This is a genomic window from Rathayibacter tritici (assembly GCF_001641005.1).
GTDB lineage: Bacteria > Actinomycetota > Actinomycetes > Actinomycetales > Microbacteriaceae > Rathayibacter > Rathayibacter tritici.
In genome coordinates, this window is sequence record NZ_CP015515.1 from 3320717 (window position 1) to 3340914 (window position 20198).

Consider the following 20198-nt stretch of genomic DNA (forward strand, 5'->3'; position numbering starts at 1 on the left):
AGCATCGAGGCGCGTTGGAGGCACCGACGAGTCCGTCGGCAGATCAGAGAGAGCGCTTGTGCGCTACTCGAAGCGGATGGAGCTCGGCAGCGTCGCGGTACGGGCGGCGCGGAAGGTGACGGCGAGCGAGAGCAGCAGGAGCGCCGCGACGGCGACAATCACGGCGACCAGGGCCACGCCTGGACCGTCGATGTGCCTTCCTGCACTGACGGCCTGCACGACGACCTCCGCGCACGCGGCACCCGCGATCGCGGCTGTGGTGACGGCGAGGACGAAAGGCAGGGCGGTCTCAAGCGCAAGCACCCGCCGCAGAGCACTGAGCGGCATTCCCGTCAGCCGCAGCAACGCGAGGAGACGGCGGCGATCGAGCAGCTGCGCGACGGTGTTCGTCGCGAGCGTCAGGCCTGATGTAACGGAGAGGAAGAGGAGCGCCGGGACCGCCAAGTCCTTGAATCGCTGGTCCTGGAGCAGGGAGGGCTGGTTCGCCCGTTCAGCGGGCGTGTGGAGGACGAGACGGACGGGCAGGCCGGAGGAGAGCAGGAGGGTGCGAGCCCGGTCGGTCGCCTCTGCCGAACCGTCCGTCCCGATGACGACAACGCCAGGACGGCCGCGCACAATGTCCGGAACGGGAGTCGCTGCGAAGGACTGGCCGTACAGACCGCCGAGATCGACCGAGAGCGAGCCTTCAGCCGGCACCAGACCCAGAGCGGCTGCGTCCTCACCTCGCACGACGAATCGGAGGCTGTCCTCGTCGCTCCTCACTCCCAGCGCTACCCCCGTCAGTCCCGGGATGCTGCGCCAGCGGTCCACCTTGTCCGTGTCGAGAGCCCCGTTTGAGGAGTCATCCGCGTCCAGGAATGCAGAGACCATCGTGGTCGTCGTGCTGCTCGTCGGCGGATCGACCGCGACGCTCATCCCGCCCGAGACGAGGGCGGAGACGAACACCGCTGCCGCCACGCCGCCGACCCCGCGGAACGCCTTCCGCGGGTTGCGCACCAGCCGATTCAGCGCGAGCGTGGCAGCTGCGCCGCGGGCGACCGGGACTGCGATCCGTGCGCCGGCGTGCAGCAAAATCGGACCGGCCGAGAGGAGCCCTGAGGCGACAAGCAGCACGCAGATCGCGAGTGCCGCCGTCTCCTGCGAGCGGGTGTCCGCGGAGGCGTCGGTGACGGCGGGGTGGCGGAGGACGATCAGGATCAGGCCGAATAAGCCGACGGCGAGGGGCACGAGACGCAGGAGCGACGGGCGCCGCTCGATCAGAGGGCGTTGCTGACCGAGGGGGCCTATCCTCCCGGCCAGAGCTCGGGCGCCGGCAACGAGCGCGGACCCGATGACGACAGCCCCCACCACCAGCAGTGCGCGGACATCGAAGCCCGGTACCAGGCCCGCAACGACGACACGGTCGGCGGGCATAGACAGGCGCAGGACCGACGAGAGCACGCTGAAGGCAGCAGCCCCCGCCATGCCTCCGACGAGAGCGAGGAGTGCGACCTCGAGCGCAGCCAAACGGGCGACCCGCCAGGGAGTCGCTCCGAGAAGACGGAGGGTCGCCAGACGTTCGGCGCGCTGCGCCCCGCCCAGATCAGTGATCGAGGCGAGGAGCATCAGCACCGGCAGCAGCAGGGCGAATGATCCAGCCACAGCGATCCCGTCATAAGCGGCCGACGCGAACGAGTCCGAGGACCACCCCGCCACGGAGTACCCACCAGCGGCCTGCACGGCGGCATTGGTCTTTCCTCGGACGATCGCCAGGGTCTCATCGCCCTCGAGCACACCGGTCGGCAGAACGCCGACGGGAGTGCCGTAGCGATCACCGAGCTCATTCGCTGGCAGGGCAGCAATAAGCCGCTGGAGCGCGGGCGACGCGACGTACTCGCCAGGCTCGGGCAGGGGAAGTCCGCCCGGTAGGCGGAGAGCAGGAGAGCCGGTCACCGCGACGTCGAGCTCGAGGATAGGCAGGCCACGCACGTAATCGATGCTCGAGATCGCGGAGACGGAGTCCGCTACGTGAGCCCCGTCTCTCAGCGGCACTTGCAGTCCCGAAACGACTTCGGCGTCGTTGCCGACATCGAGCCATGCGCTGCGGGTCGTCCGCTCATGCAGAGCGTCGGCCGCGCTCCACAGCAGCATCACCAGGACGAGGCCGAGGGCTGCGCAGGCCACAACTGCGACGAGGCGTCGGCGATCAGCACGATCACCGGCTGAAAGAGTACGCAGAAGCTCGAAGTCGTTCGTCATCATCGGTCCTGTCGTCGGGCGTCGACGGTCGTGACCCGGCCGTTGCGCACGAATATCTCGCGGTCGGTATAGGAGGCGGTGCGGGCATCGTGCGTGATGATCACGAGCGTCGTCCGGTTGACGCGGGCGACGTCTGTGAGCGTCTCCATCACCGACTCGGCGACAAGCGAATCGAGGGCGCCCGTCGGCTCATCCGCGAACAGGACGGTGGGTGCCGTCACCAGAGCCCTAGCGATGGCGACGCACTGAGCCTGCCCACCGGAGAGCTCGGTGGGCAGCTTGTGTGCGTGGTCGGCCACGCGCAGCTGGTCGAGCTGAGCTCGCGCCTGTATCATCGCCCGTCGACGAGGCATACCGCTGAGGAGAAGGGGGATGCTGACGTTGTCCAGTGCGGAGAGCTCGGGGATGAGCTGACCGAACTGGAAGACGAAACCGAACTCGCGCAGCCGCAGCCGCGCCCGATCGGCCTCGGAGAGGTCGGAGACGACGAGGTCACCGAAGCGAACCTCGCCCTCGTCCGGAACGAGCACGCCGGCAAGCAAATGGAGAAGAGTCGATTTCCCGGAACCCGACGGGCCCATGACGGCGACGCACTCGCCACGCTCGATCTCAACGTCGATGCCGCGGACCGCCTTGGAGAGGCCGAACGAGAGCCGGAGTCCGCTGGCGGCGAGCACCGGGGATCGATGGGAGCCGAGGACGACCATCGGCTCGCTCACGCGAGGACCTCCCGGCGGAGCTCGCTGAGCCGCGCGACGGTCAGATCGATGAAGCGGAGATCTGCGTCGATGTGGAGAAGAGCGTGGTCACAGAGCAGCACAGTGATCAGGTCTGCGTCGCGCTTCCTCCGGGTGATCTCCCGCATGCGGTCGAGATGCTCGATCTTCTGGAGGTCGAGCAGACGCTCGGCGTCGTCGCCAAGGACCAGTCCGATCACGGCCTTGGCGTAGAGATTGCTCTGCAGACCGGGTGCGGGGGCATCCGGCGTGAAAAGCCAGGTACGGAGGCGGTCACGTCCCAGCGGGGTGATCTCGTAGCGCTTGCGGTCCGGCCCCTGGCCCGCCTCCTCGCCTGCCAGGACGACATACTCGTCGCGGGCAAGGCGGGAGAGCGCGGAGTAGACCTGCCCGAACGCGATCGGCCGAGCGGCGGCGAACAGCTTGTCGTAACTGCTCTTGAGGTCGTAGCCGTGGCTCGGGCCGGAGCCGAGCAGGCCGAGCATCGTGAGGGTGGTGTCCATGGACGGGAACACTACGCGCGGTGAATACACCGGGTGTCTACTGCGCCAATGAAAGGATCGCAACGCGCCAGTCGGCCGCTGGAAAGAAGCGAGAACGCCCTCGCTGACGGTGTTTCGGCGGAACTCGCAATTCCCGCCTTCGACATCGCCTGAGCCAACGGGAAGCCCGCGAGGTCGGCGATCTCGTCGCGATCCGCCGCGATCGGCGACAGACGATGGTCGTCCGTCGCGATCAGAGACAGGACGTACCGCGCCCCGGACGGCGACGTCTACAAGGGCGGAACGGTCATCATCTCGGCGACAGATGCGGCGATCCACTACTTCAACCAGTCGAGCAGTTCGACGGTCTCTCCGGACATCACGACCTACGTCAAGGACGGAGTCGCGCGTCGGAGGGACGGCGACGGGAACGAGAGCACCCACGCCACCGTCCCCTCAGGATCGACATCGATCGGCGACTCCACCTACCTCGCAAAGGACGGCACCGTCTACCACGGGAACACGGTCATCGCCACGGGCGTCTCAAGCGCGACCTGGACGTAAGACCGCTTCGGCGGGAACGCCGGCGCCTCTGCGCAGCGCCTCCCCTGACCGTCGCCCCGCGGGACGCAGCACAACGTCAGCTGAGATGCCTCGTCATCCACCATCGTGGATGAGACCGCCTCTCAGCTGACGTTGTGTCGCACGACCCCCGCCGCCGTCCCCGACACGATCAGGTCGGCCCGGCCACGGGTCGCCTCGATCAGCAGCGCATTCGCACCGTCGACCTCGGATGCCCAGGCGGACGCCGCCTCAGGGGCCCGGCCGAACGAGACGTGCCGGTCGACCAGGCGCTCGAAGCGCTCGGTCTCGGGGGTCGCGCAGAACCAGGCCTCGTCGAACTCGGTGCGCAGCAGCGCCCACGGGCCCTCGTCCACGAGGAGGTAGTTGCCCTCCAGCACCACGAGCGCGGCGGAGGGGTGCACGGCCAGGGCACCGGCCACCCCCTCGTCGACGGTGCGCTCGAAGGTGGGCGCGTAGACCACGTGGTCGGTCTCGGCGCGCAGCCGCCGCACCAGAGCGAGGAAGCCCCAGCCGTCGAACGTGTCGAGCGCACCCTTGCGGTCGCGGCGGCCGAGCCCGTCGAGCGTGGCATTGGCGAGGTGGAAGCCGTCCATCGGCACGAAGGCGGCGGTCCCCTCCCCCGCGAGCTCGTTCGCGCGGGCGACCACGGCACGGGCGAGGGTGGTCTTGCCTGCTCCGGGGCTTCCGGCGATCGCGACGACCGCGCGACGACCCGGCCCGGTCAGGGCGAGGGCGCGTCGGGCCAGCTCATCCAGGCCCGGCCGCTCCGCCTCCGCGGCGACCTCCCCCTCAAGCCTCGCCACGGCTGCTCTCCAGCGCGTTCACCAGGAAACCGCGAGCGTGGCGGGCGAGCGCCGGCCCGTCATTCCAGAGGTTCCGCCACACCGCGAGGTCGGTGGAGAGGGTCGGCGAGACGACGGCCGACGAGAACGACTCGAAGGTGATCGGGCCGCGGTAGTCGATCGCGGCCAGGGCGGGGAAGAAGGTCGTGACGTCGAGGTGGCCGCTGCCGAGGTAGCCGCGGTGGTTCTCGCCGATGTGGACATACCCGAGACGATCCCCGACGAGCAGCACCGGGCGGAAGAAGTCGTCCTCCTCGAAGGTCATGTGGTAAGTATCCAGGTGGATCAGGACGTTGTCGGCACCGTTGTCGTCGGCGAGGCGCAGAGCGTCCGCGGCGGTGTTGATGACGTTGGTCTCGTAGCGGTTGCAGATCTCGAGGCCGAGGGTCATGCCCTTGCCCGACGCCTCCGCGGCGAGGTCGGTCAGCACCGACACCACGTTCGCGACCCGTGGCCGAGAGGGGCGCGCTGTACGTGCCGAGCGCGCCGGTGAAGTGGGGGCCGCCGAGCGCGTGCGTGGTCTCGAGGGAGTCGGCGAGCAGCGTCGCGCCGCGGGCGTGCACTCCGAGAGGGGTCGTGGTGGTGCTCCTTTCACCATCGGCTCGACGGACCGAGACAACGAGAACGTGAAGAAACTCGTCAGAGCGTTCCAGGATCCGGCCGTGGAGGAGGTCCTCGCGACGGAGGAGACGGCCTGCTGCCGACCGACGGCTGAGCCCCCCATCCGAGTCGCCCGAGGAGCACCGCCCGGCTTCTCGGGCGACTCGGCGTCTGCGGACGTAGCGTGGGCACATGAACACGTTCACTCTCCACAACGGTGTCGAGATCCCCGCCCTTGGACTCGGCGTCTTCCAGACTCCGCCCGACGAGACCCGCGCCGCCGTCGCCGCCGCGCTCGACGCGGGATACCGGCACATCGACACGGCGGCGGCTTACGGCAACGAGCGCGAGGTGGGCGAGGCGATCGCCGGCCGCGACGACGTCTTCGTCGAGACGAAGGTGTGGATCAGCGACTACGGCTACGACCAGACCCTGCACGCCTTCGACACGAGCGCGGCCAAGCTCGGCATCGAGCGGATCGACCTGCTGATCCTGCACCAGGCCCTGCCCGAGGCCTTCGAGCGCACCCTCGACGCGTACCGGGCGCTCGAGACACTGCTCGCCGACGGGAGGGTGCGGGCGATCGGCGTGAGCAACTTCATGGTCGAGCACCTCACCCGCCTGCTCGCCGAGACCGACGTCGTGCCCGCGGTGAACCAGCTGGAGGTGCACCCGTACTTCCAGCAGCGGCGCGTCGAGCGCTTCGGCTGCGAGAACGACATCCTCACCCAGGCCTGGTCGCCGATCGGCGGCATCACCGCCTACCGCGACTCCCCGCGCCGCAGCTTCGACGACCCGGTGCTCCTCCAGCTCGGCGCCACGTACGGCAAGACCGCGGCGCAGGTCATGCTGCGCTGGCACCTGCAGGAGGGCCGCCAGGTCATCCCGAAGTCCACCCGGCCCGAGCGCATCGCTGAGAACATCGACGTGTTCGACTTCGCGCTCTCCGGCTCGGAGCTCGCCCGCATCGACGCCCTCGAGGCGGGAGTGCGCGGCGGACCGGAGCCCGAGGCCGTGACTCTGGAGGCGTACGGCCGCGACATCCCTGACGCCTGAGGAAGGCGTCCGCGACGGGAACACCGGAGCCGTCGCGGGCGTTCCCCTCCGTATGAGCGTTCCCCTCTCCCTCCTCGACCTCGCCCCCATCGCCCCCGGTGAGACCGCTCGCGACAGCTTCGCCGCCTCCGTCGCCCTGGCCCAGGAGGCCGAGCGGAACGGCTACCGCCGCGTCTGGTACGCCGAGCACCACAATATGGCGAGCATCGCCTCCAGCGCGACCTCGGTGCTGATCGCTCACGTCGCCTCGCAGACGTCGACCATCCGCCTCGGCTCCGGCGGAGTCATGCTCCCGAACCACTCCCCGCTCACCATCGCCGAGCAGTTCGGCACTCTCGAAACGCTGCACCCGGGCCGGATCGACTTGGGGCTCGGCCGCGCGCCCGGCAGCGACCAGGCCACCTTCCGCGCGCTGCGCCGCGACCCGGACTCCTCCGAGCGCTTCCCACAGGACGTGCTGGAGCTGCAGGCCTTCCTCGCCGGCGAGTCCCGCGTCCCCGGCGTGAGCGCGACCCCCGGCGCCGGCACCCGCGTCCCGCTCTACATCCTCGGCTCGTCACTCTTCGGTGCCCAGCTCGCCGCCGCCCTCGGCCTGCCCTACGCGTTCGCCTCGCACTTCGCTCCGGACGCCCTGCACCCGGCCGTCGCCGAGTACCGCCGCGGCTTCCGCCCCTCCGAGCAGCTCGACGCTCCCCACGTCATCGCCGGGATGAACGCCATCGCCTCCGACACGGAGGAGGACGCGCAGGAGCAGTTCGCGCAGATGAAGCGCGCCCGCCTGATGATGCTGCTGCGCCAGAGCGGCCAGCTCCCGCTCGGCCAGACCTTCGAGGACGACGAGCTCGACGCCCTGCTCAGCGCCCCGATCGGCGCTCACATCGCGAGCATGACCACCTATACCGGTGTCGGCACCGGCGACCAGGTGGCCGACTACGCCGCCGACTTCGCCCGCTCCGCCGAGGCCGACGAGGTCATCGTCGCCCACGCGTCGCTGCAGACGGAGGCGCGGCTGCGCTCGGTCGCGCTGCTCGCGCAGTCGAACGCGCGGGTCGCCGCCTGACCGCGTCTGTCACCGAGGTCAGGCGGGTCTGAACCGCGGGGCGAGCGGCGCGCCGGGCTCGGCCGGCGCAGGCCGTTGCGGTAGACCGACGCCGCGACCCGGTCAGTGCGCCGCGGACTCTCGGCGGACGCCGTGGTCCTCCTCCGACCCCTCATCCGGCTGCTTCGCGACCGCCCGGCGCAGAGCACGCACGTCTCTGAACCCGGAGAGGCGGGCGACCTCGGTGCGAGTGAGGGGGCGCCCCTCCGCCCGGCGCGCCAGGTTCTGCCGCGCGAGCCGCACGCGCTCCGCTGTGAGCGCCACCTTCGCCGTCGTCCCCGCCTGAGCGAACACATGACGGAGGTTGCGCGGTGAGGTCCTGACGGCCGCTGCCAGCGATTCGACGTCGAAGTCGGGGTCGGCCGCGCGTGCTGCGATGACGCGCATCGCGCTGCGGTGCAGGGCGCTGGTAGAGGTCAGCAGCCAGGGGCTCGAGGTCTCAAGCGCCTGGAGCAGGAGCGCCGTCGTCAGGTGCCGCACCCCTGCCGCAAAGTCCGAGAACCCGGCATCGCGCAGGCTCATGCCCGAGTTCAGCGCCGCGTTCGACGTCGCAGCGACCGCGTCCCGGTACTCCCTCGCGGGGGCGACGAGGATCTTCCCCCGTGCGAGCTCCTCGCGAGCAGCGGGCGGGAGGACGTCGAGTTCGTAGTCGAGCTCGTACCGGGCAGTCGTGGACTCCGAGGAGAGGAGGAAGCGGGTCCCGCCCGGGAGCACGGCGGCGTCTCCCGGCCCGAGCTCGGCCGGCTCGTTCCACTCGTCCGAGTCGATCGTGCACGTCCCCTCGATCTGGAGCAGCAGCAGGGCCGACGGAGAGGACCGGGCGATGCTGTAAGAGGCGGCAGTGTGCCAGAGGCGAGCCATTCGGAGGTCGGGGAGGACGATCTCGTCGGCGACCAGTCGAATTTCGGAGTCGCCGACGTCCTCGCCGCACATGTCCCGTTCGGCGAGCCAAGCCAGCGCATCCTGTCCCCGGAGCGAGTACTTATATCGCGGTGTCTCAGCGGGCATGCAGAAGTCCTCTCCTCATCGTGTCGAGTGACAACAAGCGATCGACAGCCGCGTGGAGCAGGTGCCGTGATGAGTGTGCTTACACCCTGGCGACTCTGCTCTGTCAAATGCAGAATCCGGCAATGCTCGCCTCTTTCGGCGGCAATCACCGGGTTCGTGTGCCTGATTCGAGGAGTAGTCGATGAATCGTCGGGGTCTTCCTTGGGGTCATCCGCGGAATGGCGGGGAGAAGGAGGGCACCCCTGCCCGTCAGAGTTTTTCTCGGAAGGGCGAGAAGAGACGGGCCGCAAAGGAGAGAAATTGGTCGCGGCGGCGCGCTCTTCGGTGCCGTGGCGCAATCCGTACTACCGCTGCGGTGCCGACGCTCTCGCATCGGCACCGGGCGACAGAACGCCCGGGTCGAGTCGCTGCACGGCCCCGGCGGGAGCGATAGCGCGCTCTCGAGTGGTCGTGTGCACGAGGGGCCCAGCGGCGGCGGCCTCGCGGACCAGGCCGGCCGGGTCGTCTCGACCGTCCGCGGAGAGCCCCGAGGCGTTCCGGTCGCCTCTCGTGGGTCAGCTCCGCTCGGGTTCCGGCTCCTACTCGTAGAGCTCGGCGCTGCGCACGGGGTCCGGCTCGGCCCCGAGAGCCGCGATGAAATCGTTCAGCGCGGCGACGGCCTGCCGCTTGCTGCGCTGATCGGAAGCGGACGCGGCGATCCCTGCCGCCCGGAGCAACGCAGTGTGGGTCACGGCGACCGGATCGTCTCGACGGACGGTGGTGACGAGGTCGCGCTGGCCCCGAAAGTAGCGGTAGAGAATGCCGATCGAGACACCCGCGCGCTGCGCCACGGCAGCGGTCGTCGGCCAAGCACCCCGATTCTCCAGCAGAAGCGCCCGCGTGGCGTCCAGCATCCGGTCGACGGTCTGTTGCGCACGCTCCTGCGTCGGAGGCGTCCGAAATGTGGTGGTGGAGTCGTTCATTCCGACACATTCTCAGGTGCAAGCTGCGAATGACCATACTTGGCGGGATGTGATCGCTAACGTGCGCGCGTCTCACGGATACTCCATAGGTTCGGCGCATCGGCACCTGTCCTCTTGTCTGATCTGCCGAAGCTCGATCTCGCCGCGACTCCTCGATCGGCGCGACGATGTCACCCGCAAGGGGCAGGTCGACGCATCGGAAGAGTGACGCGCGCTCGTGTCGACGCGCGGGACGCTGTCCTGGTCGCGCTCCCGCGCGGCTCGCAGCGGTCTCGCCGCGACGTCACGCTGACTGGAGCCCCCATGACCTCGAATACTCGTTCCACTGCCCCGTCCACGCACGGTCGGCGCTCAGCGCCGCGTGCCGGAGGTGTGCTCGGCCTGATCGTGGTCGGCCTGCTTCTGAGCGGCTGCACCGCAGCACGCAGTGACGGGGCGACGGAGTCCGTCAGCGCGTCGGTCGAGATCGGCGACTGCTTCTCCCACCAGGGCGACACCTGGGTGCCCGCAGGCTGCGACAGTACGTCCGACTTCGTTGTCTTCGCTCTCCCTAACACCACAGCGACAACGGCGGACGGCGTCCAGGCCGACATGCAGTCCCTCTGCGCGGCGGCCGCCGATCCCGCACGGTTGGACGCTGTGACCGCCTTCGGCCCGACCGAGGACAGCGTGGCGGCGGGCGATACCAGAATCACCTGCGGCTACGAGAACATCCCGAGCTGAGCCCGGACTCCCCGCAGCCCGCCCTCCGACTCGTCAGGACCGGAAGCCGTGAGGACCCAACGCGGCGGAGAGATCGAGACGCTGAGCGAGGACCTCGCATGCGACCTCGGTGAGGGTGAGCGAGTGGCGGACCGCGTAGAGGCGCATGACGAGCATCGCCTCCGCCGGCGAGGCTCCGATCTGGCCGACGAGGAACCCCGTCGCCTGGTGCACCTGACGCTGCCGCGCACTCACCGCCGCGCTTCCCAGCACTTCGACCAGCGCACTCCGCAGATGCACCAGCGACGCGGGTTGCAGCGAATCCGGATGGGAGAACAGGGAGTTGATCATCGAGATGGCGATCAGGGGCAGCTGGTCGGGATCGCGTAGCACGACGGTTTCGCGATCCGCCACCACCCCGCCACCGACGCTCCCCTCCAGCTTCAGGCCCATCCAGCTCACCGGAGCTGCGGCGTGCAGGGTATAGGCGGCTTCTCTCCCCGCGAGTCCCAGCTGACCGCGAGTGAGATCCCCGATCTGCCGGCCGTCCTCGGTGAGGACGCTCAGTTGGCCCGCGAGAGGGAGCAGTGCGGTTGAGCGCGAGTCCGGCACGGGGATGATCTGCGCCGACGTGTGCCAGATGCGGACCAGGGTCATCCCCGGCCCGTCGAAGACCTCGGTCCGGATCGCGAGAGGACCATGGGGAAGGATGCTCGCGCCCCACGAGTCGAACCAGCCTTGCGCGTCGCGCCCCACGAGCGAATGGATCCCTCGCGACATCCTGACGCTCTCCTTCACCGACAGATGGGCATCGAGGCCGGGTGGTATCGGAACGATCCTTCCGGAGAACTCATCGTGCATGGGATCGACTCCCGATCAGAGAGGTGTGCAGAGCGCGCCGGGCGCGGGCGAGACCGCGGGAAGCCGCAGGCGTCCTCGTGACGCCTCGACTGCGGGTCGTGAGGCAGTACTCCATGCTGGAACGCTCCGTCCTGCGAACCGTCCATGCGACTCGTCACTTCTCGTACGAGACGCTACCCGACGGCGATGACGGGTGACATCTGACGAGTATGCAGAGGAAATGCTGTCGGGATAAGACGGGACGAGAAAATGCCCCCGACGTCGAGCGAACGACGCCCTGGCCGTCATGCGGGCGTGCGCCTTCGCCACCGACGTCGGCATCCGCGAAGTCACCGGTCGGATTATCGTCAGAAAGCTCGACTTCTTCATCGACTCATCGATCTGAAGCGGACGTAGGATTCGATAATGGCCGCCCTTGACCGTGAGCAGATGCTCTTGGACACCCTGACCGCCGTCACCACCACACTGGTCGACGCGTTCGACGCGGTCGACCTCCTGCAGGACCTCGTCGACCGGTGCTCCACGCTCCTCGATGCCGATGACGCAGGTATCGTCCTGGTGGACGGGAACGGCGAACTCGTCGTGATCGCCTCGACTGATGAACGACTGTGCCTCATCGAGATGCTGCAATTCTCCTCGGACGACAGCCCCTTCGCAGAGACGATCCGCACCGGCGCCGTCGTCACCGGAGTCAGTTCGGCGGACATCGGCGCACGATGGCCATTTGTCGCAGAGGCCGTCCAGGAATGCGGATTTCAATCGACACACTCGATTCCCCTCCGCTTTGCCGGCAGAACCATCGGAGCTCTCGGGATCTTCCGCGCCACTGCGGGCGGTCTCGACGCGTCCGAGGTCTTGGCAGCGCAGGCCATCGCGGATGTCGCCACCATCGCTCTCGTCCACGAGCGGACCACCCGGATCAACACCCTGGCTCTCGAGCAGCTCCAGCATGCACTCGACTCCCGCATTGTCATCGAGCAGGCCAAGGGGATGATCGCTCACCGCAGAGGGGTCAACATCGACGCCGCCTGGGATCTGCTCCGCGCGAAGGCGCGCGCTCGTCATGCGTCGATCAGCGTTACCGCCCATCTCCTCCTGGAGAATGTGATCACCCTGTGATTCGCGCCGCTGGCGGACAGGGGCGGACGGAGGATCGGCACGGCGGGTCGGAATGGCAAGGTTCGGACCAGCCGACGAGCCGGAACGGGCCCGCGGGCGCTCAGCCGAGCGCGGCGGCCCGCTCGATCACTCCCTCGCCCAGGCGGGCGACGTACGCCTCCGGGTCAGGTCCGGCCGGCGCGAGCTGCACGTGGTCGATCCCGAGCGCCGCGTACTGTTCCATCGCCCGCACGAAGCCGTCGGGGTCGCCGAGGGGATCGCCACCGCCGGTGATGGTCTTCGTGATCGCCGCGTAGTCGCGGTCGAGCTCGTCGCAGTGCCGTTTCAGCACATCGAGCTTGTGCGCCACGTCGTCCGCGCCGGTGCCGAACAGGTTGCAGGCATCGCCGTACTGGGCGACGAGGCGCAGCGTCTTCCGCTCCCCGCCGCCGCCGATCAGAATCGGCGGGCCCGGCTGCTGGATCGGCGCCGGGTGGTTCAGCGTCTCCGCCAGCCGGTAGTGGGTCCCCTCGAATGGCCCGTCGTCCTCGCTCCACATCTGACGGCAGATCCGCAGTGTCTCCTCCAGCCGCTCGAACCGCTCCTTGAGCGGCGGGTACGGAACACCGAGTCCGAGGTGCTCGCGCTCGTACCAGGCCGCGCCGATACCCAGCATCGCTCGCCCGCCGGAGAGCACGTCGAGGGTGGTGACGATCTTCGCCAGCAGGCCCGGATGCCGGTAGGTCACGCCGGTGACCAGCAGCCCCAGCCGCATCCGCTCCGTCTGCCCGGCGACGAAGCCGAGCGAGGTGTAGCCCTCGAGCATCGGATCCTCGCTGGTCGCGAAGTGCTCCATCTGGAAGTAGTGGTCCATCAGCGTGAACCAGGCGCAGCCGACCTCCTCGGCCGTCCGCGCGGTCTTCCCGAGGATCGGTGCGATCCCCGCGCTCCCTCCGGGGAGGGTGAAGTTCATGAAGTGAATGCCGAGCTGCATGCGCGTCTCCTATCGTCCCGGGATGTCCAGGAGCCAGTGTGCGCCGAGCCGCTGCTCAACACGCCGACGCACCGGCGCCCGCGGGGTGTCCACGAGCGGGATCGAGGGTCGCGGGACGCGCGTCACGCACCGACGCGGAACCGGCTCCCGTCGAATCCGACGACGTCGCCCACCACGAGCTGGCGGCCACGGCGCAGATCGACCTCGCCGTTGACCGTCACGAGCCCCTCGGCGACCGCCTCCTTCGCCTCGCCGCCCGAGAGGATCCCCGCGAACTTCAGGAACTGCCCCAGCCGGATCGACCCGCCGCCCAGCGGGACGTTCTCGGTCGAGTCCTCAGCGTTCACGAGCGGCCGATCCGGTAAGGAACGGCCGAGTTGTCGTACGCCATCGGCAACTCCATCACTCGGAAAATGTCCGGAGAGTACCAGTGCTCCTTGCCCCCGCGGCCGTGCGTACCCAGCGATCGAAGCCATCCGCGGCCTTCGGCATTGCGGATGAGGTTCCTGGCGCCCTGGTTCGTGATGTCGAGACGGGCTTGAACATGCCGGACCGTCACGAACGGATTGCGCACGATGATCTCCACGAGTCGAGGCAGGTTCGACCTCTCCTTGATCGCTTCCTCGTAGTAGCGCTCGCGGATCCCGATGAGCTCCCGGGAACGTGCGACCGCATCGTCCGACTGTGCGCGGACCGCTTCGAGGAAGAACGTCAGCCAGCCCTCCACGTCGCCGGTCTCTCGGACGGCCTGCAAGCGCTCGTAGTACTCCTCGCGGTGGGTCTCGAAGAAGTGGGAGAGGTACAGGAGGGGCTGGGGAAGTCTCCTCCGTTCCATGAGGAGCAGGTTGATGAGCAGACGCCCGATCCGCCCGTTGCCGTCGAGAAAGGGGTGGATCGTCTCGAACTGATAATGCATGAGGCCCGCTTGGATCAAGGCAGGAAGGTGCCGTCCGTCGTCGTTCACGAAACGCTCCCAGTCGCCAAGTAGATCACCCAGGTGGACAGGCAGTGGAGGAACGAAGGTCGCGATATCCGGCGTTGCGCCGGCGTGCCCGACCCAGACCGGGGACGTCCGGAACTCGCCCGGGTTCTTCTCCTCGCCTCGCACTCCTGTGAGGAGCGTCGCGTGTACGGCGAGGATCAGCCGCTGGGTGAGGGGAAGGGTCTTCGCCAGCTTGTACGCCTGGTGCGTCGCTTCGAGGTAGCGGTGGACCTCGGCCGTGTCGTCGTTCCGCGAGTCCTCATCGATTTCGGACTGGAAGACGTCCGAGAGGGACGCCTGGGTCCCCTCGATGCGGGAGCTCGCCAGGGCCTCCCTCCTCAGGTAGGGCCCGATGAGTTGCCCCGGATCGGTGATGAGCATCCCGAGGCCCTGAAGATGGCCCAGGGCTGCGTCAGCCTCCGAGAGGGCTGACACAACCTCCGCGGAGAGATCCATGGCGCGGGGCAGATGCTTCGGCAGGTAGTAGGTGAACGCCCACTTGTTCCCTGGTTCCTGAGTCGGGCTCCCGAAGGGCGAGTCGGCGAAACGATGCTGATCCATACGTCGACGCTACAACAGAACGGGCCCCGGAGTTGGAATTCTGGGGGACCGACCTAACCCAGTTGGACCGTCGGCGGCGCCCTCCAACTCAGCCCCTTGATCGTGGGACCGTCAGACCGCCGGGATGTCGGCGAAGCGGGAGAAGTGGCCGTGGAAGCCGACCGTCACCGTTCGGGTCGGACCGTTGCGGTGCTTCGCGACGATGAGGTCGGCCTCGCCCGCCCGCGGATTGTCCTTCTCGTACGCGCTCTCGCGGTGCAGGAGGATCACCATGTCGGCGTCCTGCTCGATCGAGCCCGACTCGCGCAGATCCGAGATCGCGGGCAGCTTGTCGGCGCGCTGCTCGGGGCCTCGGTTCAGCTGCGAGAGTGCGATGACCGGCACCTGCAGCTCCTTCGCGAGCAGCTTGAGCGCACGCGAGAACTCCGAGACCTCCTGCTGGCGACTCTCGACCTTCTTGCCGGAGGTCATCAGCTGGAGGTAATCGATGACGACCATCTTGAGGCCGACGCGCTGCTTGAGCCGGCGGCACTTCGCGCGGATCTCCACCAATGTCATGTTGGGCGAGTCGTCGATGTAGAGGGGCGCGTCGTTGATCCTTCCGCGGGTGGAGGCGATGGTCGTCCAGTCGCGCTGGTCGACCGTGCCCTTGCGCATGTGCTGCAACGGCACCGAGGCCTCGGCCGAGAGGAGGCGCATCGCGATCTCGCTGCGCCCCATCTCGAGCGAGAAGAAGATCGTGGCCATGTTGTGCTTGATCGCGGCGGCGCGGGCGAAGTCGAGCGCGAGAGTCGACTTTCCGAGCGCGGGTCGCGCGGCGACGATGATCATCTGCCCGGGGTGGAAGCCGTTGGTCAGGTCGTCGAGGTCCGCGAAGCCCGTGGGCACACCCGTGAAGGCACCGTCCTTGTGCGCGGCCGCCTCAATCTCATCGATCGCGACCGTCACGGCGTCGGTCAGCGGGACGTAGTCCTCCGCCGTCTCGGACCCCGTGACGTTGTAAATCTCGGCCTGCGCTGAATTGACGAGATCGAGCACCTCGCCCTCGCCCTGGTAGCCCATCTGCGCGATCCGGGTGCCCGCCTCGACGAGACGACGCAGCAGCGCCCGCTCGGCGACGATGGAGGCGTAGTAGCCCGCGTTCGCGGCGGTCGGCACCATCGAGGTGAGCGTGTGCAGGTAGTCGGCTCCGCCGGCCCGCTGAAGCTCGCCCTGCTTGGTGAGCTCGTCAGTGACCGCGATGACGTCGGTCGGCTCGCCGTGCGAGTAGAGGGCGAGGATCGCGTCGAACACGATCTCGTGCTTCGGGATGTAGAAGTCCGTGCCCTTGACGCTCTCGACGACGTCGGCGACCGCATCCTTCGAGAGCAGCATTCCGCCGAGAGCCGATTGCTCGGCGAGGAGGTCGTGTGGAGGAGTCCGCTCATTGCCGCGGGACTCGCCGCGTCCGTCCGAGCCGGGTACCGCCAGGTGCGCGATCGTCATGCCTTCGCCTCCTCCTGTCGGTGCTGCGCATCCGGATGAACCGGTGTCGGGTCCGGTCTACCAGCGACCTCCGACAGCGGCGCACGGGCGCCTGCCCGCACCCCTCGCGGGGCGCTGCGCCACCCTACGGACCGCTACCCGCAGCACGCAAACCGCCCTGTGGAGAGAGCTGTGCAGAACCGAGGAGAAACGCCGTGCCCACTGTGGGCAACATGTGCACAACCCTGTGGGATTCGGCGCTGCCGGGAAGTATTTTCTCAGACCTGACCAGGCTTTTTCCGCTTTCCACAGCTGTGTGGGGAAAAGAGTCTCAAGACCACCGTGAAGGTTGGTCCCGCCGGAGGGTGTATGTGGATGGAGCTGTGGACAACGGTAACGACGGAGGGCGGTGCGAGGGGACCCGTGAGTCCTCTCGCACCGCCCTCCGCGGCGCTCTCGCGGCCTTACTTGGCCGCGACCACCTGCAGCTTCACGGTGGCCTGGATGTCGTCGCGCAGACGCACCACGGCCTCGTGCTCGCCGACATGCTTGATCGCGTTCGCGATCACGATCTTGCGCTTGTCGAGCTCACCGAATCCGGCTGCCGCCACCGCGTTCGCGATGTCGGAGGTCTTCACCGAGCCGAACAGGCGGCCGTCCTTGCCGGCCTTGACCGTCAGCTTCACGCGGTTGGCCTCGAGGACCTGCTTGGTGTGCTGAGCCTCTTCGATGGTCTTGTGCTCACGAGCGGCTCGCGCCGACTTGATCTGCTCGACCTGCTTCTCGCCACCGCGGGTCCACGCGACGCCGAAGCCCTGCGGGATGAGGTAGTTGCGGGCGAACCCGTTTTTCACGTCGACGACGTCGCCGGCGGAACCGAGCCCGTCGACCTCGTGGGTCAGGATGACCTTGGACATACCGTTACCTACCTTCCGCTGCCGGCGTAGGGCAGGAGCGCCATCTCGCGGGCGTTCTTGACGGCGCGGGCGATGAGGCGCTGCTCCTGGACGGAGACGCCGGTGATACGACGGGCGCGGATCTTCCCGCGCTCCGAGATGAACTTGCGGAGGGTCGCGACGTCTTTGTAGTCGATGACACCCACGCGGACCGACTTCGCGGGGGCCGCGTTCTTCGCGCCCTTGCCGCGGATCGGCTTGCGGCGGTCGCCGCTGCTCTTTCCAGCCATAGTGGTTTCCTTAGATTCTGGTTCGCCCCTGCCCCGTCGCGAGCGATCGCGGTGCGGGTGGGGCGGGATTCAGGTGAGGAGAGCGTCCAAGCCGAGGCTCAGAACGGCGTCTCGTCGTTGTAGCTGCCCGGCGTGCTCCACACGTCGCCACCGGCAGGAGCGCTCGGCGCCCACGGCTCCTCAGCCTGGCCGCCACGGTTGCCGCCGGTGGTGCCGGAGCCGCCCTGGTTGCCGCCGCCGAAGCCGCCCTGGCCACCGCCGATCTGACCGCCGTTGCCCTGGCCGCCACCGGCCTGGCCGCGTCCGCCTCCACCGGAGGCGCGCGTGACCTGCGCGGTCGCGTAGCGAAGCGACGGCCCGATCTCGTCGATCTCGAGCTCGATGCTGGTGCGCTTCTCGCCTTCCTTCGTCTCGTAGGAGCGCTGCTTCAGGCGGCCGGTCGCGACGACACGGCTCCCCTTGGTCAGCGTCCCCGCGACGTTCTCGGCGAACTCGCGCCAGACGGAGGCGCGGAGGAACAGCGCTTCGCCGTCCTTCCAGTCGTTCGCCTGACGGTCGAAGGTGCGCGGCGTGGAGGCGATGGTGAAGTTCGCGACCGCGAGCCCGCCCTGCGTGTAGCGCAGCTCGGGGTCAGCGGTGAGGTTCCCCACCACGGTGATGATCGTCTCGCCAGCCATGAGCGCTACGCCTTGGGAGCGGCCGAGGCCTTGGCCGCCTTGCGGGCGGCCTTCTCGTCGGCGAGCTTCGCGGCGGCCGCGACCTGGGCGATGCCCTCTTCGGCCCGCAGCACCTTGGTGCGCATGACGGCCTCGGACAGCTTCAGCTGACGGTCGAGCTCGTTCGCGGCGGCGGAGGTCGACGTGAAGTCGACGACGGCGTAGATGCCCTCGGACTTCTTGTTGATCTCGTACGCCAGACGACGGCGGCCCCAGACGTCGACCTTGTCGATGGATCCACCATCGGTGCGGATGACGTTGAGGAACTTGTCGAGACTCGGAGCGACGGTGCGCTCATCGATCTCGGGGTCCAGGATGACCATGATTTCGTACTGATGCGTCACTAACCCACCTCCTTCGGACTGAACGGCCACGGTATTTCCGTGACAGGAGGGTATGTAGCATCTGCCCACTCCCGCGGACGCGAGTGCGTCTGGTCGTGGACAACCTGGACAGACTACAGCAGGACCGCCGCGACGCGCCGGGCGGGTCGCGGGCGGGCGGTGTCAGCGCCTCAGCGCGACGCCCACCACTCGCGGAGCCGCTGCGTCGCGATCTCCTCGCCGAGCGGACCCTCCTCCAGCCGCAGCTCGAGCAGGAACCGGTACGCCTGCCCCACCTCGGGCCCCGGAGCCAGGCCGAGGATCTCCATGATTCGGGTGCCGTCCAGGTCGGGCCGCTTCGAGGCCAGCTCCTCCTTCTCGGCGAGCTCGGCGATGCGCGCCTCGAGGTCGTCGTAGGCGTGTGAGAGTCGGTCGGCCTTGCGTCGGTTGCGCGTGGTCACGTCAGCGCGAGTGAGGATGTGCAGCCGCTCCAGCAGGGGCCCCGCGTCGGTCACGTAGCGGCGCACCGCGGAGTCGGTCCACGCGCCGTCCGTGTACCCGAAGAACCGCAGGTGCAGCTCGATCAGCCGGGCGACCTCGGTTATGGAGTGCTTGTCGAACTTCAGCGCGCGCATCCGCTTGATTGCGAGCTTGGCGCCGACCAGGTCGTGGTGGTGGAAGCTCACCGCGCCGCCGGCCTCGAGACGTCGAGTGGCCGGCTTGCCGATGTCGTGCAGGAGTGCCGCGAGCCGCAGAACGACGTCCGGAGCGGCTCCGGGGTTCCGGGACTGCTCCAGCGAGATCGCCTGCTCGAGGACGGTGAGGCTGTGGGTGTACACGTCCTTGTGGTGGTGGTGTTCGTCCTGCTCCAGGCGCAGGGCGGGCAGCTCCGGGAGGACGTGACCGGCTAGACCGGTGTCGACCAGCAGCTCCAGCCCGGCTCGCGGCGAGGGTGTCGCAAGGAGCTTGCGCAGCTCCTCCTGCACACGCTCCGCCGAGACGTCGCGGATCCGGCCGGCGAGCTCCGCCATCGCCCACTCCACCTCGTCGGTGGTGCGGAAGCCGAGCTGCGAGGTGAAGCGCGCCCCGCGGAGCATTCGGAGCGGGTCGTCGCCGAAGGAGAGGTCGGCCGGGGCGGGGGTGCGCAGCCGCTCGGCGAGCAGGTCCTCGACACCCCCGGACGGATCGATGAGGACCACCTCGGGGAGCCGGAGCGCCATCGCGTTCACCGTGAAGTCGCGCCGCACGAGATCCCCCTCGAGCGAATCGCCGAACTCGACCTCGGGCTTGCGGCTCACACCGTCATAGCTGTCGCTGCGATAGGTCGTGATCTCGACCGTCTCCCCCGACACGCGCGCGCCGACCGTGCCGAAGGCCCGACCGATGTCCCAGTGCGCCTCGGCGATCGGAGCGACGATCCGCACGATGTCGTCGGGACGAGCGGAGGTGGTGAAGTCCAGGTCGTGCACGCCGTGTCCGAGGAAGGCGTCGCGGACCGGTCCCCCGACGAGGGCGAGCTCGTGCCCCTCTGCCGAGAACGCCTCCGCCAGCCGCGCCACGGTCGGCGTCTGCGCGAGTGCGCGGAGAGTCTCGAGAGCGGTCTGGACGCTGTGCATTCGCACGATCCTAGTCGTGGGGAGGTGTCGCGACAGCGGATAACCGTGTCATACGGTTACCCGTCAGCACCGGGCACTCCGGGCGC

General features: G+C 68.5%; 21 protein-coding genes. 4 read left to right on the top strand and 17 right to left on the bottom strand.

Features of this window, described 5'->3' with window-relative positions; translation table 11 throughout:
* Positions 1 to 63: 63 nt before the first annotated feature.
* The 5 genes from A6122_RS15145 to A6122_RS17165 all read right to left on the bottom strand — a co-directional run bounded on the left by A6122_RS15145 (position 64) and on the right by A6122_RS17165 (position 5608).
* On the bottom strand, positions 64 to 2238 hold the full coding sequence (locus A6122_RS15145) for an FtsX-like permease family protein (protein ID WP_068256673.1): 2175 nt from the start codon (positions 2236 to 2238) through the stop codon (positions 64 to 66).
* A complete protein-coding gene (locus A6122_RS15150; RefSeq protein ID WP_237358210.1) occupies positions 2238 to 2957 on the bottom strand; it encodes an ABC transporter ATP-binding protein in 720 nt (239 codons plus the stop codon). The genes A6122_RS15145 and A6122_RS15150 overlap by 1 nt, the downstream gene beginning before the upstream one ends.
* Positions 2954 to 3478, bottom strand: a complete 525-nt coding sequence (locus A6122_RS15155; protein ID WP_068256676.1) for a PadR family transcriptional regulator — start codon at positions 3476 to 3478, stop codon at positions 2954 to 2956. Before A6122_RS15155 ends, A6122_RS15150 begins: the two co-directional genes overlap by 4 nt.
* Before the next feature lie 665 nt (positions 3479 to 4143).
* Positions 4144 to 4845, bottom strand: coding sequence for a nucleoside/nucleotide kinase family protein (locus A6122_RS15160; protein WP_181137164.1), 702 nt, complete (start codon positions 4843 to 4845; stop codon positions 4144 to 4146).
* Positions 4832 to 5608, bottom strand: a complete 777-nt coding sequence (locus A6122_RS17165; RefSeq protein ID WP_335720332.1) for a sugar phosphate isomerase/epimerase family protein — start codon at positions 5606 to 5608, stop codon at positions 4832 to 4834. The genes A6122_RS15160 and A6122_RS17165 overlap by 14 nt, the downstream gene beginning before the upstream one ends.
* 68 nt (positions 5609 to 5676) lie before the next feature.
* Here A6122_RS17165 and A6122_RS15170 point away from each other — a divergent pair, with 68 nt between their 5' ends.
* Together A6122_RS15170 and A6122_RS15175 are read left to right on the top strand one after the other, a co-directional pair.
* A complete protein-coding gene (locus tag A6122_RS15170) occupies positions 5677 to 6540 on the top strand; it encodes an aldo/keto reductase (RefSeq protein ID WP_068256682.1) in 864 nt (287 codons plus the stop codon).
* Between the two features lie 52 nt (positions 6541 to 6592).
* Positions 6593 to 7600, top strand: coding sequence for an LLM class flavin-dependent oxidoreductase (locus tag A6122_RS15175; protein WP_068256685.1), 1008 nt, complete (start codon positions 6593 to 6595; stop codon positions 7598 to 7600).
* A gap of 102 nt (positions 7601 to 7702) precedes the next feature.
* On the opposite strand, the gene A6122_RS15180 is transcribed toward A6122_RS15175, so the two are convergent.
* Complete coding sequence (locus tag A6122_RS15180) at positions 7703 to 8647, bottom strand: cupin domain-containing protein (RefSeq protein WP_084416120.1); 945 nt, start codon at positions 8645 to 8647, stop codon at positions 7703 to 7705.
* A 578-nt stretch (positions 8648 to 9225) separates the two neighbouring features.
* Positions 9226 to 9609, bottom strand: a complete 384-nt coding sequence (locus A6122_RS15185) for a TetR/AcrR family transcriptional regulator (protein ID WP_084416121.1) — start codon at positions 9607 to 9609, stop codon at positions 9226 to 9228.
* A 303-nt stretch (positions 9610 to 9912) separates the two neighbouring features.
* Here A6122_RS15185 and A6122_RS15190 point away from each other — a divergent pair, with 303 nt between their 5' ends.
* A complete protein-coding gene (locus tag A6122_RS15190; protein WP_146085032.1) occupies positions 9913 to 10332 on the top strand; it encodes a hypothetical protein in 420 nt (139 codons plus the stop codon).
* 33 nt (positions 10333 to 10365) lie between these two features.
* Here the strand turns inward: A6122_RS15190 and A6122_RS15195 are convergent, their stop codons facing one another.
* The gene (locus A6122_RS15195) at positions 10366 to 11091 is read right to left on the bottom strand and encodes an ANTAR domain-containing protein (RefSeq protein ID WP_068256692.1); all 726 of its coding nucleotides are present in this window, start codon (positions 11089 to 11091) and stop codon (positions 10366 to 10368) included.
* Positions 11092 to 11577: 486 nt separating this feature from the next.
* Between A6122_RS15195 and A6122_RS15200 the strand changes: the two genes are divergently transcribed.
* Positions 11578 to 12291, top strand: a complete 714-nt coding sequence (locus A6122_RS15200) for a GAF and ANTAR domain-containing protein (RefSeq protein WP_068256695.1) — start codon at positions 11578 to 11580, stop codon at positions 12289 to 12291.
* Between the two features lie 100 nt (positions 12292 to 12391).
* On the opposite strand, the gene A6122_RS15205 is transcribed toward A6122_RS15200, so the two are convergent.
* From A6122_RS15205 to A6122_RS15245, 9 genes are all read right to left on the bottom strand, one after another.
* Positions 12392 to 13264 carry an LLM class F420-dependent oxidoreductase gene (locus tag A6122_RS15205; protein WP_068256698.1) on the bottom strand — a complete coding sequence of 291 codons (873 nt, stop codon included), beginning with the start codon at positions 13262 to 13264 and terminating at the stop codon, positions 12392 to 12394.
* Between the two features lie 122 nt (positions 13265 to 13386).
* A complete protein-coding gene (locus tag A6122_RS17060; protein ID WP_068256701.1) occupies positions 13387 to 13611 on the bottom strand; it encodes an RNA-binding S4 domain-containing protein in 225 nt (74 codons plus the stop codon).
* On the bottom strand, positions 13608 to 14702 hold the full coding sequence (locus tag A6122_RS15215) for a Fic family protein (protein WP_208855033.1): 1095 nt from the start codon (positions 14700 to 14702) through the stop codon (positions 13608 to 13610). Before A6122_RS15215 ends, A6122_RS17060 begins: the two co-directional genes overlap by 4 nt.
* 216 nt (positions 14703 to 14918) lie before the next feature.
* The gene (dnaB, locus tag A6122_RS15220; protein WP_068256707.1) at positions 14919 to 16292 is read right to left on the bottom strand and encodes a replicative DNA helicase; all 1374 of its coding nucleotides are present in this window, start codon (positions 16290 to 16292) and stop codon (positions 14919 to 14921) included.
* A 443-nt stretch (positions 16293 to 16735) separates the two neighbouring features.
* Complete coding sequence (rplI, locus tag A6122_RS15225) at positions 16736 to 17188, bottom strand: 50S ribosomal protein L9 (protein WP_068256710.1); 453 nt, start codon at positions 17186 to 17188, stop codon at positions 16736 to 16738.
* An 8-nt stretch (positions 17189 to 17196) separates the two neighbouring features.
* On the bottom strand, positions 17197 to 17457 hold the full coding sequence (rpsR, locus tag A6122_RS15230) for a 30S ribosomal protein S18 (protein ID WP_055784551.1): 261 nt from the start codon (positions 17455 to 17457) through the stop codon (positions 17197 to 17199).
* A 98-nt stretch (positions 17458 to 17555) separates the two neighbouring features.
* Positions 17556 to 18134: a single-stranded DNA-binding protein gene (locus A6122_RS15235; RefSeq protein WP_068256713.1), complete on the bottom strand. Its 579-nt coding sequence runs from the start codon at positions 18132 to 18134 to the stop codon at positions 17556 to 17558.
* Between the two features lie 5 nt (positions 18135 to 18139).
* On the bottom strand, positions 18140 to 18517 hold the full coding sequence (gene rpsF / locus A6122_RS15240; RefSeq protein ID WP_068207796.1) for a 30S ribosomal protein S6: 378 nt from the start codon (positions 18515 to 18517) through the stop codon (positions 18140 to 18142).
* A gap of 170 nt (positions 18518 to 18687) precedes the next feature.
* Positions 18688 to 20112 (bottom strand): CCA tRNA nucleotidyltransferase, encoded by a 1425-nt coding sequence (locus A6122_RS15245; RefSeq protein WP_068256715.1) that lies wholly within the window; start codon positions 20110 to 20112, stop codon positions 18688 to 18690.
* Positions 20113 to 20198: the final 86 nt, after the last annotated feature.